Source organism: uncultured Porphyromonas sp., assembly GCF_938039215.1.
GTDB lineage: Bacteria > Bacteroidota > Bacteroidia > Bacteroidales > Porphyromonadaceae > Porphyromonas.
In genome coordinates this window covers 1-14,333 of the sequence record NZ_CALHVI010000005.1, presented here as the reverse complement: position 1 = coordinate 14,333, position 14,333 = coordinate 1, and the positions used below count along the sequence as shown (strand labels likewise).

Genomic DNA, 14,333 nt, shown 5'->3' with positions numbered 1-14,333 from the left:
TTACTTAATAGAAGCTTTACTACCACTCCCCTTCAAGATCTCCTTACGCACTTCAGGGTCAGTGATCTCTTTGATGAGTCGGTCCACATGCGTACAGGGATTGTGACTACTGTAGTCGGTATCTCGGTAACTATTCCGAAGCTTCTCAGCATTCTTTATCGCTTGCCCTTGATCGCCATGCTCAGCGAGGATGGAGTGCATGGGGGAGCTACCCTTGCCATACTTAAAGTCTGGCTTACACTTCTGTATTTCTGTCTCGAGGGTTGCCGTACACCTATCCCGTGGAATAGCGGTATTCTGATACCTGAAGTGGAGGAGGTACCAGAGTTCGAAGCTTTCATTTGACCAGGCAACATCAAACCCAGCGTCTGTTGCTTCTCTGATCGCTTTGTTGAAATCAGGGAAATCATCCTTATCGAAGACAAGCCAGCAACGGTCAAAGGGTATTTGCCTTCTAGCCCTGATACTTTTGGCTTCTTCTAGCAGGCGGGTCGTACTCATTCCACAGCCTTGGACTACCGAGTCTTTAGCTATACCTACGACTTCACTCCCTGAGCAGGCTGCTTGAACCTCCTTAATGAGGGCTTTGAAGTAGTCCGTAGAAGACTTCGTATCCTCGGATATGATAAGGAAGCGAATAGCGATCTCACGCGTGTCAATACTACGCCCTCTAGAGAATCCTCTACGAGGTTGATTATTCCGTCCCATACCTTATCGTTGCACTTTTATACGAGGTATTGCCCCGTAACGTCCATTCACATACTGCTCTGTGATGTCCATAGAGGGGTCGAAGTCCTTGAACTCGATGTGGGAGTACAATTCTGTAGCTTCAACGGGGCTCTTCTCTGTAAACCATATCTCATCTCGGCGTACGTAGTCTAGATGTAGCTGGTTGGTATCGTGTGTTGTGAAGACCAGTTGAGCTCCAAGAGGATTCATCTTAGGATTAGTGAAGAGCTGTACAATAGCTCTCGTTAGGAGAGGATGGAGCTTGGCATCCAGTTCATCGATCACTAAGAGTCTACCACTCCAGATGGTTGTGAAGATAAGTCCAAGAAGCTCTGTTATCTTCTGAGTCCCTTCGGACTCATTATGCTCTATGTTGAAGACCTCTTTTCCAATAATCTCTCCTTGTCTATTATATCTATTATGTGTGGATTCGACTTTGAGGGAAGTCTGCTCTTCCTTGAGGGAGGGCTTTTTGAGCCCTTCAGGTGTGTCTTTAGGCAAGGCAACAGATACCTCTTTTACTGATAGCTCCGTGATGCCCATATCTATATTTGAGAGGAACTCCAGAACCATATCTATGAAGAGACCCTTCTTTTCCTCTATTAGCTTTTCCTTATCCTTAAGTAGGGTGGAGATTACCTTTATATATTGTTTAATTTGTGAGGTGCTAACAAAGGTTCCCCGATTGAACCAAGAGATAATCTGTTTGGATTGTACCCCATTGAGCTGTGCTATGAGTGAGAGGAAGAGTCTATTGCTATTGAGCGTATTCTCTTTATCCTTTCCTTCAGGGAAAGACTTTCTATTGACTCGAACTTTATCCTCATGTCTGCTAAAGAGCTCTATTTCTCTGCCATCCCCCTTCTTTCTATAGAGCCACTCATCTATTATGATCTTGTCAGTGAAGGAGAAGCCATAGCGATAGTGTTGCCCTCGTCCATCTATCTCATTGATAAGAAATTCAACCTCAAACTCCGTGCTGTTATTCCTAGATTCTTCATCTAGTAGGAAGGGTTCATACTCATCCAGAGTATCGTCTGGGTTGAGACGCACTGAATTAAGTACCATCTGTCGCATCATCCCGAAGGCCCGAAGAATGTTACTCTTACCGCTGGCATTGGCACCAAAGAGAAGGGCTACAGGGAGGATGGGGATACCATACTTGCTACGTATCAATGACTCTTCATGGGGGAGACCTTCTACGGCCATCAGGCTGAATACCTGACGCTCTTTGATCGACCTGTAGTTAGTTACGGCAAAGTTGAGAAGCATAGTCTTTGTTTCTTTCTGTTGGGGGCACTATTCCCTGATGTTGCAAAGATACGATAAGCTACCTATCTGCATGCTCGGGGAGCGTGGTGGCGGAGGTCTAAAAATCGAGGCTCGGCGGAGGGCGGACATCCTATGGAAAACTTTGGGGAGATCTATGCAGAGAAAGGGGGTTGGAATTATCCATCAGGATAGAGCTCTGCGAGACCCCTCTTTTGCGACCTATGGTGGGTCGCTCCGAAAACCTACTGTGGGTCGGTCGGTCGACCTACCGTAGGTCGTCAAGGCGACCCACAGTAGGTTTTATTTTGGGGCTCCCTTGGGGCGGTTAGATAATTCTGTTTTGGGATAAGTCGGGAGGTAAGGTTCGGAGGCTACTTCTCTAGTAGAGAGATAGGTAATTTATTATCTGTACCTTTGCGCCCTAGAAATTAAGTCATTCACATAATATTTTATTGAAAGAAGCTTTAACTCATGATCGTAACCAAGCGAGCCAACGAGCCCGTATGGACTAATATCTACGCCTATGCACAGCTCCCCGAAGAGCTCCGTAGACTAGATGAACTGGCACACAACCTCTGGTGGGTATGGAACCCCAAGGCTCAAAACCTCTTCCGCCGTCTCTCCCCCGAACTCTGGGAGGCTACTGAAGGCAACCCCGTCACGCTCACGCGTCAGCTCTCCTCCGAAGAGATCGCTGCGCTCATCGCAGATAAGAGCTTCATGGCCGAGCTCGACGATGTATATACCGACTTCCGTGCCTATCTAGCTGAGCCCGCTGATACGAAGCGCCCCTCAGTAGCCTACTTCAGCATGGAGTATGGTCTGACGAACATCCTCAAGATCTATTCTGGTGGTCTGGGTGTCCTCGCAGGGGACTACCTCAAGGAGGCCAGCGATAGCAATGTCCGTCTGACGGCTGTGGGCTTCCTCTACCGCTATGGTTACTTCACCCAGACGCTTAGCCCCGAAGGCCAGCAGGAAGCTACCTACGAAGCTCAAGACTTCTCACAGCTCGCCATTGAGCAGGTCTTCGAAGCCGATGGCAAGACCCCTATGATCCTCGAGGTGCCCTACGCTACGCACATCGTCTTCTGTCACGTGTGGAAGGTCAATGTTGGGCGTATCAGCCTTTACCTCCTCGATACGGATCTTCCTCAGAACAGCGAATGGGATCGCCCCATCACCCACAAGCTCTATGGTGGTGATTGGGAGAACCGCCTGAAGCAGGAGTTCCTCCTCGGTATCGGTGGTGTCCTTCTGCTGAAGAAGCTCGGCATCTCGAAGGATGTCTACCACATGAACGAAGGGCATGCAGCCTTCATGAACGCTCAGCGCCTCGTGGACTATGTCGAGGGCGAAGGCCTTCCCTTCGACGAAGCTATGGAGCTCGTACGTGCTTCTTCTATCTACACCTGCCACACGCCCGTGCCTGCTGGTCATGACTACTTCGACGAGGAGCTCCTTGGCAAGTACCTTGGCCATCTGCCCGCCCGCCTCGGCATCTCGTGGCATGACTTCGTGAGCCTCGGCCGTGAGTGCCCCGAGAGCAATGAGAAGTTCTCCATGAGCGTCTTCGCTCTGAATACTTGCCAAGAAGCGAATGGCGTGAGCCTCCTACACGGCAAGGTCTCTCAGGAGATGTTCGCTCCCGTCTGGAAGGGCTTCTTCCCCGAAGAGCTCCATGTCGGCTACGTCACCAATGGGGTGCACCTTCCTACGTGGGCTTCAGCAGAGTGGCAGGAATTCTACCGCAAGCACTTCGGCGAAGATTACCTCAAGCACCAGACGAGCGAAGATACTTGGGCTAAGGTCCAGAATATCCCCAACGAAGAGATCTGGAACACCCATCAGACCATCAAGCTGCGCCTCGTCGAGCACATCCGCTCCTTCTATGGAGAGAAGTGGATCCGTAACAGCGGTGACCCCGAGACGACGGTCTCTGTCCTCGACGGGATCAACCCCAACGCTCTTCTCATCGGCTTCGGTCGTCGCTTCGCTACCTACAAGCGTGCACACCTGCTCTTCACCGATCTAGAGCGTCTGGAGCGCATCGTCAACAATCCTAAGTACCCCGTGCAGTTCCTCTTCACCGGTAAGGCTCACCCTGCCGATGGTGGTGGTCAGGGACTCATCAAGCACATCCTTGAGATCAGCCGTCGCCCAGAGTTCCTCGGTAAGATTATCTTCCTCGAGAACTACGATATGCGTCTGGCTAGCAAGCTGATAGCAGGGGTAGATATCTGGATGAATACACCTACTCGTCCTCTCGAAGCTTCTGGTACTTCAGGTGAAAAGGCAGAGATGAATGGTGTCCTCAACCTCTCCGTCCTCGACGGCTGGTGGTACGAAGGTTACCGCAAGGGTGCTGGCTGGGCGCTTACCGACAAGCGTACCTACAGCAATCAGACGCTGCAGGATAAGCTCGACGCTACGACCATCTATGACCTCCTCGAGAAGGAGATCGTACCTCTCTACTTCAACCGCGAAGGGAAGCCCTATTCTGACGCTTGGGTACAGACGATGAAGAACTCAATGAACTTCATCGCTCCTCACTACACCATGCGTCGTATGATGGACGATTACTTCGATCGCTTCTACACGGGTCTAGCTGCCCGCTCGGCTCATCTCCATGCCCATGGCAACAAGATCGCTCGTGAGCTCGTCCAGTGGAAGCGTGCCGTAGCTAGCGAATGGGATAGCCTCCGTATCGTCTCTGTTGAAGATTCGGCTAACTCCTCCAATGTCTCCAACGAGCGCTTGACGGGTACCAACGAGACTATCCGCCTCGTCCTTGACAAGGCTAATCTCACTTGTGACCTCGATGTAGAGCTCGTAGATGTTCGTGAAGAAGCCGATGGTAAGCTCCGTCTCGTGGCTAAGACTCCACTCCGCCTCGTAGAAAAGGAGGGCACGAAGGAGGTCTACGAACTTGCCTTCACGCAGTCTCGCCCAGGGCTCTACAAGCGTGCGCTACGTATCCTGCCTACGCACCCTGAGCTTCCTCACCGTATGGACTTCGCCCTTGTCCGCTGGGTGGCACTTCTGTAAGCGCTCAGACTAAGAGTAGTCACTTATAGCAAAGCCCCCACCTCATACCGAAGGGTATGGAGTGGGGGCTTGCTGTATTTATTCGGTTGGGCTTTACCGATCTATGCGGTAGAGGGCTCTCTATATCCCTTGGGATGAAGTTTTACTCGTGGCTCGCAGGGTCGATGGGGTGGGGGAGTGCTCTGTGGGCTTAGTAGAAGGCCTATGAGGTTCGTTCTTGGCTCGTGGGCTATCCTTCCTTGTCGGAAGCCTTCGGATAGAGCCCAAGGGCCTCTGCTTCACGGAGCATGAAGGCATAGGCGGGCTCGTACTCGTTGGGGATAGTCCCTTCGAGGATGGCATCCTTGATAGCATCCTTGATCAGACCTACTTCGCGGCAAGGGGTGAGCGCAAAAGTATCCATGATCATCTGCCCAGAGATGGGGGGCTGGAAGTTGCGTATGCGGTCCTTCTCTTCGATGTCTACGAGCTTCTGGCGCACCAGCTTGTAGTTGTCGAGGTACTTGCGTACACGCTGGGGATTCTTGCTGGTGATGTCTGCTTCTACGAGGAGCATCAGATCATCTATATCATCTCCAGCCTCGAAGAGCAGGCGACGAACAGCTGAGTCCGTCACTCCTTCGTCCACGAGTGTGGCAGGGCGCATGTGTAGATCTACGAGCTTCTCTACGTAGTGCATCTTGTGATCCAGCGGGAGGCGCAGGCGACGGAAGATCTTTGAGACCATCTTCATGCCGATGAAGTTGTGGTTGTGGAAGGTCCAGCCGAGTCGTCTGTCGAAGCGCTTCGTGCGTGGCTTACCGATGTCGTGTAGGAGAGCAGCCCAGAGTAGCCAGAGGTTCATCTCTTCTCCAGGGCGGGCGGTAGATAGAGCCTTGGCCATATTGTCTACGACCTTGTAGGTGTGGGTGAGGTTGTCCTTATGCCCGATGCCGTCACGTGTCTCTGCTCCCTTGAGCTCGAGGAGCTCGGGGAAGACTTCCGCCATGAGTCCCGTCTGCTCGAAAAGCTCCAGACCTATGGATGGGCGAGGGGAGAGGAGGATCTTATTGAATTCCGTAGAGATGCGTTCGGCTGAGACGATCTCGATACGCTTAGCATTGCGTCCGATGGCCGCGAAGGTGTCGGGATCAATGAAGAAGCCCAGCTGTGAGGCGAAGCGGATCGCTCGCATCATGCGAAGGGGGTCATCACTGAAGGTGATATCTGGATCGAGCGGAGTGCGAAGGGTCAGCTCTTCGAGGTCGGTAAGTCCGTCGAAGGGGTCAATCAAGGTGCCGAAGGTGTCTGCATTGAGGGAGATCGCCAGCGCATTGATCGTGAAGTCTCGGCGCTCTTGATCTTCTTGGAGCGTGCCATCTTCGACGAAGGGCTTGCGGCTGTCGGGGCTATAGCTCTCCCGTCGAGCTCCCACGAACTCTAGTTCGAGGTCTCCCTGCTTGACCTGTGCTGTACCAAAGCGAGCGAAGGTGGTGATGTGCGCCCCCCGTCCGAGTCGTCTTGCTACAGCCTGTGCTAGGTCGATACCTCGACCAATGGAGACGATGTCGATGTCCTTCGAGGGACGATAGAGGAGGAGGTCGCGTACATAGCCCCCGACGATGTAGGCATCTACCCCGAGTTCGTCTGCAGCTTCTCCTATGAGATGAAAGAGGGGAGTATCGACCTTGTCGTAAATCAAATCTTCGCTAAGCATCCGTGATCTTGTTCTTGTTCTTTTCGCCTGCAAAGATAGGCATTCTGCTACGTTGGTCGCTCGGGTGGATGCTCCACGTGGAACGGTTGCAACCCCTCGTCTACTTTCCTAGCTCATCGAGGACTCGGTCTTTCTCTGTGATGGGGCGAAGGGGGTGACAAGGATTGCCAACGGCGATGGTGTTTGCTGGAATATCTCGAGTCACTACGCTGCCGGCTCCGATCACTGCTCCTTCGCCGATCGTCACGCCTCCTAGGATGGTCACTGAACCACCGATCCAAACGTTGTCGCCAATGGTTACAGGTTTTCCTTGTTCGTAGCCGGTGTTTCGTTCTTCGGGGAGTAATGGATGGGTAGGGGTATAGATGCTGACGTTGGGTCCGATGAAGACGTGCTTACCTATCTCAATACGTCCTGCATCAAGGGCGGTGAAGTTGCTATTCACGAAGCTGTGGTCTCCTATGTGGATGTTCGATCCGTAGTCGAAGAAGATGGGTGGTACGAAGTGGCATCGCTCGCCCATGCTCCCTAGGAGTGAGCGGATAATCTCTTCGGCTTCCTCGTGTTTGTCTGGGGGGAGGGCATTGTAGCGCTGGATGAGCGTCTGTGCTCTGAGGCGTTCTTCGTGAATCTCGGGGTCGATGGCGCAGAAGTAGAGTCCTGCTTGACGGTGTTCTTTTTGGGTCATTGTTTGAGGGGAAGGGTGGGGGAGTGAGTACGCTTTCCGCAAAGATACGATAAGCTTTGGCTTTGCGTCGGGAGAGGGTGTTGGTCTTCACCCGTGATAATCCTCGGGTTTGCTTTGTGTGGTCTATTTATTCTGATGAAGAGAGAGCGGGGGTGTCGTGTACCCTCGCTCTCTCTTGTTTGTTGGCTTGGCGATCTTTTTGATTCCTACGGTTGCATCGTGAAGGATCCGAGGCGCCGTAGTGGCTCTTTCTTGAGCTTGATGATCTTGGTCTTCATGCCGGTATTCTCGATCATGTTGCCCGACGTGATGGACTTTTTGCCTGTGATGTAATTGATGCTCGTCTTTTCTCCTTCGCCAGTCATACGGTTGTGCCAACCTGTCTCTTCGCCGATGAGGTAGAAGTCTCCCGACTGGTAGCGGTATCTGTAGGTCGTACTACCCGTGTCGGCGGTGCCCATGCTCGACCAACTGCTGATGTTGAAGTCGACAGCGCCCTTGGGGGTGACAGAGAGTTCGACGCCGATCTCGGTATATTCGTCCTCACGATGTGGGACGGCCTCCTTCCATACATTGAATCTTTTGTAGACGCCTGTGGGTGATCCGAAGTAGACGGCAAGAATAGCGGGGTTGAAGTCGTACTCATATCCGTCGTCTCTCTTCTTGAAGTACTCGGGGTCATTGGGGTGGGCGATGAGGATAATATCCTCGATGCCGTCCTTGTTTAGGTCGCCGGTGGCACGTTGTGCCTCCCAGCCTTTCGGGAGTAGCTCTTCGAGGCTATGTCCTTCTCTTGCGAGCTCTGGCTTCTTGCTCTTCTGTGCCATTGAAGGGCTTGAGCTTAATGCGAGTAAGACTCCCATTGTCAGGGATAGTAGTAATGCTTTCCTTTTCATAGTGCGTGCTGCTTTGGCTAAGGGGTTAGAATTATTGCGTTGTTGAGTTGCTCTATGGTTGTGTGTGGGTGGGGCGGTGGTGGGATCTTCCTCCTTGCTGCTTTGCTTGGGTTGGGAAGGATCTGATTGCTTCAGTGTGAAGATAAATAGAAATTCCCGTATCCAGCTCTTTAGCTAGCAAAGAGGGATGCGGGAGGGAGGGAGAGGGCTGTGTTCCACGTGGAGCACATGCGTTCTTTTCCCAAGGGAATAGGGGTAGAGCGCTGGGGCTTACTCTCTGGCTTTGCTGTCGAGCCAGATCGTCACGGGGCCATCATTGATAAGGGAGACCTGCATATCTGCTCCGAAGCGACCTGTGCCCACCTTGCGTCCGAGACGAAGCTCAAGGGCTCGGATGACTTCATTGTATAGTGGTTCGGCGACCTCAGGGCGGGCAGCTCGGATGTAGGAGGGGCGGTTGCCTTTCTTCGTCTCGGCCATAAGGGTGAACTGTGATACGGCGGTGATATCCCCTTCTATGTCGAGGACGCTGCGGTTCATCACGCCTGCTTCGTCGTCGAAGATACGAAGTTGGGTTGCCTTCTTCACTAGGTATTCGATGTCTTCGGCAGTATCTTCGGGGGAGATTCCGATGAGAATGAGCATGCCGAGTCCGTTGCTTTGGGCTACTTCTTCGCCTCCGATATGGACGGCTGCAGAGCGTGTTCGCTGAATTAGGAAGCGCATGAGGGTGATGGTGGTTTATCCTTCGGGGTGGAAGGCGGTGTAGATGATGCGGGCTTTGGAGGGGCCGACGGCTGTGGCGAGCTCATCGAGGGAGGCGGAGGATATGCCCTGCACACTGCGGAAGTGTTGGATCAGTGCCTCCTTTGCCTTAGGACCAATGCCCTTGATGTAATCCAGTCGGGAGTCAAGCTGGCTCTTGCTGCGCTTATCCCGATGGAATGTGATAGCGAAGCGGTGTACTTCCGCTTGGATCTGCTCGAGGAGGCGGAAGACGGGGCTGTGATGGCGAATAGGGATCTCACGGAGGAACTCGTCGCCATAGAGTAGGGCAGAAGTGCGATGCCGTTCGTCCTTGACAAGTCCAGCGACAGGGATCTCCAGCTCCAGCTCCAGCAGAGCTTCACGGATCGCCCCCACTTGTCCCTTACCTCCATCGGCTAGGATGAGGTCGGGAAGGGCTTCTTCTCCATCCTTCATACGCTTGTAGCGACGGGTGACGACCTCTCGCATGGAGGCATAGTCGTCGGGCCCTTCGACGGAGCGGATGTTGAACTTGCGGTAATCCTTCTTCGATGGGCGACCTCGCTTGAAGACGACGCAGGCGGCGACGGGATCAGAGCCTTGGATATTGGAGTTGTCGAAGCACTCGATATGTAGGGGGAGCTTGTCTAGATGAAGTAGCTCCTTGAGTTCGGTGACGATCTGCATGAGGCGCTGGTCGGGATTGAGTCGCTCAGCACGCTTATACTTGTCGAGCTTATACTGGCGGACGTTGCGCTCGGAGAGCTCAAGGAGCTTCTTCTTGTCGCCTCGCTGGGGGATGGTGATCGTGACATTAGCATCGTCCTGCCAGCCTGGATCGAAGGGGAGGATAAGCTCCTTTGCTCGGGAGGCAAAGCGCTGACGAAGCTCGGTGATAGCCGAGGCGAAGAGCTCTTCACGTGTCTCGCCCTCGAGGAGACTGCGGTACTCGATGGTGTAGACCTGAGTGACCATACCTTGGGTCAGGTGCATGAAGTTCACATACGTCGCCCCATCTTCATCCTCCTCGAAGCTGAAGACATCGACATTGTGGATGTGGTGGGGGGCTACGGTGTGCTTGACTTGATAGTTCTCGAGGTACTGCAGACGCTCCTTGTAGATCTGCGCTTCCTCGAAGCGAAGCTCCTCGCTCAGCCGAAGCATCTCGCCTCGGTAGAGGTCGATGACATCACGGAGGTTGCCACGTAGGAGGGAAGTGATCTCACGGACATTCTGATCGTAGTCCGATTCTGTCTGGAGGCCGATGCAGGGAGCCTTGCACTTCTTGATATGGTACTGCAGGCACTCTTTGTACTTCCCTTGGGCGATCTTGTGTGGGGAGAGGTCGAGGTCGCAGGTGCGGATGGGATAGAGGTCACGCACCATATCGACGGCGGCATGCGCCATCCCAGCATTGGGATAGGGGCCAAAGCGCAGAGAGCCATCCTGCTTCGGACGGCGCTCTACACGTATGCGGGGGAAGGGTTCGTGATGGATGACGACCTCGGGATAGGTCTTGTCGTCCTTGAGGAGAATGTTGTAGCGGGGCTGATGCTCCTTGATGAGGGCATTCTCAAGGATCAGGGCTTCGGCCTCGGTGCCGACGACGACGTACTCAATACCACGGATCTGGCGCACCAAGAGCCGTGTCTTGGAGCTCTGTACATCACGCTGGAAGTAGCTACTTACCCGACGACGCAGGTTCTTCGCCTTGCCGACGTAGATGATCGTGCCGTCCTGCCCGATGTACTTGTAGCACCCGGGAGACTCTGGAAGGGTGGGGAGGATCTTGCGGATCTCTTCGATCGTCATGGCGGGAGGGCAAAGTGGGTGGAAGTCCTATCGTCCTGCTAGGACAAGTAGGACGCTGACATCGTGGGGGGATATACCAGGTATGCGGGAGGCTTGGCCGATGGTGACGGGGCGGATGCTCTCGAGCTTCTGCCGTGCTTCGGTGCTAAGCGCCTGAATGCTGGTGTAGTCGATGCCTTCGGGGATGAAGACATACTCCAGACGCTCCAGCTTCGCTGCTTGCTCCCGCTCTCGCTCGATATAACCGCTGTACTTGATGAGGATCTCAGCGCACTCGATGAGCTCTGCACGGCGGCTCTCGGAGAGCTTGTCAAGCTGACGCTGGAGGGCGGGGATATAGGTGGCGAGCTGGAGGATGCTGAGCTGAGGGCGTGAGACAAGGTCGATGAGCTTGCATCCTTGGCGAAGGGGGACGAGCCCCGCTGCCTCTAGATGGGGATTGATCTTGTCGGGACGCACGGAGAAGCCTTGGATGAAGGCGATAAGCTCATCTCGTAGCTGGATCTTCTCCTCAAGGAGCGCAATACGCTCTTGTGTAGCTAAGCCGATGGCAGCAGCCTTCGGTGTCAGACGAACATCGGCATCGTCCTGACGAAGGAGGATGCGGTATTCTGCCCGAGAGGTGAACATGCGGTAGGGCTCATCTACACCCTTGGTGACGAGGTCATCTATGAGCACACCGATATAAGCCTCGGAGCGGCTCAAGGTGAAGGGTGCTAAGCCTCGTACCTGCTGGTGGGCATTGATCCCTGCTAACAGTCCTTGTCCTGCGGCCTCTTCGTAGCCCGTGGTACCGTTGACTTGTCCTGCGAGGTAGAGCCCACTGATGACCTTGCTCTCCAGCGTATGGTGAAGCTGGGTAGGATCGAAGAAGTCATATTCGATGGCATAGCCAGGGCGGTAGAGACGTACATCACGGAGCTCGGGGATCTGGCGGAGTGCTTCGAGCTGTACCTCTAGAGGGAGCGAAGAGGAGAAACCATTGATGTAGTACTCATTCGTTCGCTCACCCTCGGGTTCGAGGAAGAGCTGGTGCTGTGGCTTGTCAGCGAAGGTCACGATCTTCGTCTCGATGCTGGGACAGTAGCGTGGCCCGATGCTCTGTATCTGCCCGTTGTAGAGGGGAGAGCGGTCAAGCGCCTCACGGAGTACAGCGTGGCAGGCTTCGTTGGTATAGAGCGTGTAGCAGGGGAGTTGCTTGAGGCGGGACTTTGGGGTGTCGAGGAAGGAGAACTTATGATGGTCATCTTCTCCCTCTTGTACACCGAGCTCTTCGATATGCAGGCTACGAGCGTCGATGCGTGGAGGTGTACCCGTCTTCATTCGGTCGGTACGAATACCCGCCTCACGGAGCTGCTCGGTGATCCCGTAGCTGGCAGGTTCGGAGACACGACCTCCGGGTAGCTGAAGCTCTCCGAAGTGCATGAGTCCACCGAGGAAGGTGCCAGCGGTGAGGATGACCGCCTCTGCCGAGAAGGATACCCCGAGGGCGGTATTCACCCCTCGTACTCGTCCCCCCTCTAAGCGAAGGGAGGTGACGGTGTCTTGCCAAAGGTCGAGGTTGGGCTCTGCATCTAGTTCCTCCCGCCATGCTTCCATGAAGCGCACCCGATCACTCTGTGCACGAGGGCTCCACATCGCTGGACCTTTGCTCCGATTGAGCATGCGGAACTGCAGGGCGGTGCGGTCGGTGATCACCCCCATACGTCCACCCAAAGCATCGATCTCGCGCACGATCTGCCCCTTGGCGATCCCACCCACGGCGGGGTTGCAACTCATCTGCCCGATCTTATTCATATCGGGCGTGATGAGTAGGGTCTTCGATCCTAGGCGAGCGCAGGCAGCAGCGGCTTCACAGCCAGCATGACCTGCACCGATGACGATGATGGCGTAGTCCTGCATGGCGGGCATCAGACGTTGAATCGGAAGTGCATGATGTCGCCATCCTGCACGACGTATTCCTTGCCTTCGACGGCCATCTTCCCTGCTTCCTTGACAGCGGCTTCGCTACCGTAGGTGATGAAGTCCTCGAACTTGATCACCTCGGCACGGATGAAGCCCTTCTCGAAGTCCGTGTGGATGGCTGCAGCGGCACGGGGAGCCTTACTCCCCTTGGTGTAGGTCCAAGCACGTACCTCCTGCACCCCTGCGGTGAAGTACGTCTCTAGGTCAAGGAGCTGATAGGCAGCACGGATCAGACGGCTCACGCCCGACTCCTCTAGGCCGATCTCTCCGAGGAAGAGCTGGCGCTCTTCGTAGGTCTCTAGTTCGGCGATCTCGCTTTCGATCTTAGCGGCAACGACGAGGAGGTTAGCTCCCTCTTCTTGGATCGCCTCACGTACCTTTTCGACATAGGCATTACCCGTGACGGCGGAAGCCTCATCTACATTACACACGTAGAGGACGGGCTTGCTCGTCAGGAGGTAGAGCTCACGGGCGACCTTCTGCTCATCCTTGGTCTCGAAGGTGACGGTGCGGGCATTCAGACCCTGCTCCAGCGCTTCCTTGTAGCGGGAGAGTACCTCGTAGGTGAGCTTAGCGGTCTTGTCGCCACCCGTCTGAGCCTGCTTGTAGACCTTCTGAATGCGTGCCTCTACGGTCTCTAGGTCCTTGAGCTGAAGTTCGGTGTCGATGATCGCCTTGTCACGCAGGGGATCTACGGAGCCGTCGACGTGGGTGATGTTATCATCGTCGAAGCAGCGCAGGACGTGGAGGATGGCATCCGTCTCACGAATGTTGGCTAGGAACTTATTACCAAGCCCTTCGCCCTTGCTCGCACCCTTCACAAGGCCAGCGATGTCCACGATCTCCACGGTAGTGGGGACGATGCGCTGGGGGTGTACGATCTCTGCAAGCTTATTGAGGCGCTCATCGGGGACGGTGATCACACCGACGTTGGGCTCGATGGTACAGAAGGGGAAGTTGGCGGACTGTGCCTTCGCGTTAGAGAGGCAGTTGAAGAGGGTAGACTTCCCGACGTTTGGGAGGCCTACGATACCGCATTGTAATGCCATTATGTTTATTGATTTATATACTTAACTATGAACTGCAAAGATAGCGAAAAGCCAGGAGCTGATCCCGGACGGCCTCTGCCCTGCACCCCGCTCAGTCTCCCCCCTCATGGAAGGAAGAATCTCTCACCGCTTCGGGAGCCCTCTCCCCAAGGGGATAAAAAACGACCCACGGTAGGTCGTCGATGCGACCCACAGTGGATCGGTGAGACGACCTACCGTAGGTTTTATCAGCGACCTACCGTAGGTTTTTTTCGGGTCCTTCGTGTGACCCTGCGAGAGCCCGCTTGTAGAGCGGGTTTGCGACACTTGTAGATAGATGCCGTTTGAAGCCTGTTTTTGGGGGAAGAACAGCCCCTTTATTTCGGGGTGAGTATTGAGGAACTTTGAGGGGAGGATGGGATGAGTTTGGAGGGGGATAATACGAGGCACGG

The 14,333-nt window shown here is 54.4% G+C and carries 10 protein-coding genes; 1 reads left to right on the top strand and 9 read right to left on the bottom strand.

From position 1 onward, the window contains the following. Together Q0336_RS00610 and Q0336_RS00605 are read right to left on the bottom strand one after the other, a co-directional pair. Positions 1-708, bottom strand: coding sequence for an RloB family protein (locus tag Q0336_RS00610; RefSeq protein WP_298524256.1), 708 nt, complete (start codon positions 706-708; stop codon positions 1-3). A gap of 3 nt (positions 709-711) precedes the next feature. Beyond that, positions 712-2,001, bottom strand: coding sequence for an ATP-binding protein (locus tag Q0336_RS00605; RefSeq protein ID WP_298524253.1), 1,290 nt, complete (start codon positions 1,999-2,001; stop codon positions 712-714). Between the two features lie 471 nt (positions 2,002-2,472). On the opposite strand from Q0336_RS00605, the gene glgP reads away from it, so the two are divergent. Beyond that, positions 2,473-5,049, top strand: coding sequence for an alpha-glucan family phosphorylase (glgP, locus tag Q0336_RS00600; RefSeq protein ID WP_298524250.1), 2,577 nt, complete (start codon positions 2,473-2,475; stop codon positions 5,047-5,049). 229 nt (positions 5,050-5,278) lie between these two features. On the opposite strand, the gene Q0336_RS00595 is transcribed toward glgP, so the two are convergent. From Q0336_RS00595 to ychF, 7 genes are all read right to left on the bottom strand, one after another. Next, positions 5,279-6,745, bottom strand: coding sequence for an HD domain-containing protein (locus Q0336_RS00595; protein WP_298524247.1), 1,467 nt, complete (start codon positions 6,743-6,745; stop codon positions 5,279-5,281). Positions 6,746-6,845: 100 nt separating this feature from the next. After that, entirely contained in the window at positions 6,846-7,433 is a 588-nt protein-coding gene (locus tag Q0336_RS00590) for a sugar O-acetyltransferase (RefSeq protein ID WP_298524244.1), read from the bottom strand. Between the two features lie 206 nt (positions 7,434-7,639). After that, entirely contained in the window at positions 7,640-8,260 is a 621-nt protein-coding gene (locus Q0336_RS00585) for a hypothetical protein (RefSeq protein ID WP_298524241.1), read from the bottom strand. A gap of 339 nt (positions 8,261-8,599) precedes the next feature. After that, entirely contained in the window at positions 8,600-9,055 is a 456-nt protein-coding gene (gene dtd, locus Q0336_RS00580; RefSeq protein ID WP_298524236.1) for a D-aminoacyl-tRNA deacylase, read from the bottom strand. Positions 9,056-9,070: 15 nt separating this feature from the next. Further along, complete coding sequence (gene uvrC / locus Q0336_RS00575; protein ID WP_298524233.1) at positions 9,071-10,888, bottom strand: excinuclease ABC subunit UvrC; 1,818 nt, start codon at positions 10,886-10,888, stop codon at positions 9,071-9,073. A 27-nt stretch (positions 10,889-10,915) separates the two neighbouring features. After that, positions 10,916-12,790: a tRNA uridine-5-carboxymethylaminomethyl(34) synthesis enzyme MnmG gene (mnmG, locus tag Q0336_RS00570; RefSeq protein WP_298524412.1), complete on the bottom strand. Its 1,875-nt coding sequence runs from the start codon at positions 12,788-12,790 to the stop codon at positions 10,916-10,918. 8 nt (positions 12,791-12,798) lie between these two features. After that, positions 12,799-13,902, bottom strand: a complete 1,104-nt coding sequence (gene ychF, locus Q0336_RS00565) for a redox-regulated ATPase YchF (protein WP_298524230.1) — start codon at positions 13,900-13,902, stop codon at positions 12,799-12,801. Between the last annotated feature and the right edge of the window lie 431 nt (positions 13,903-14,333).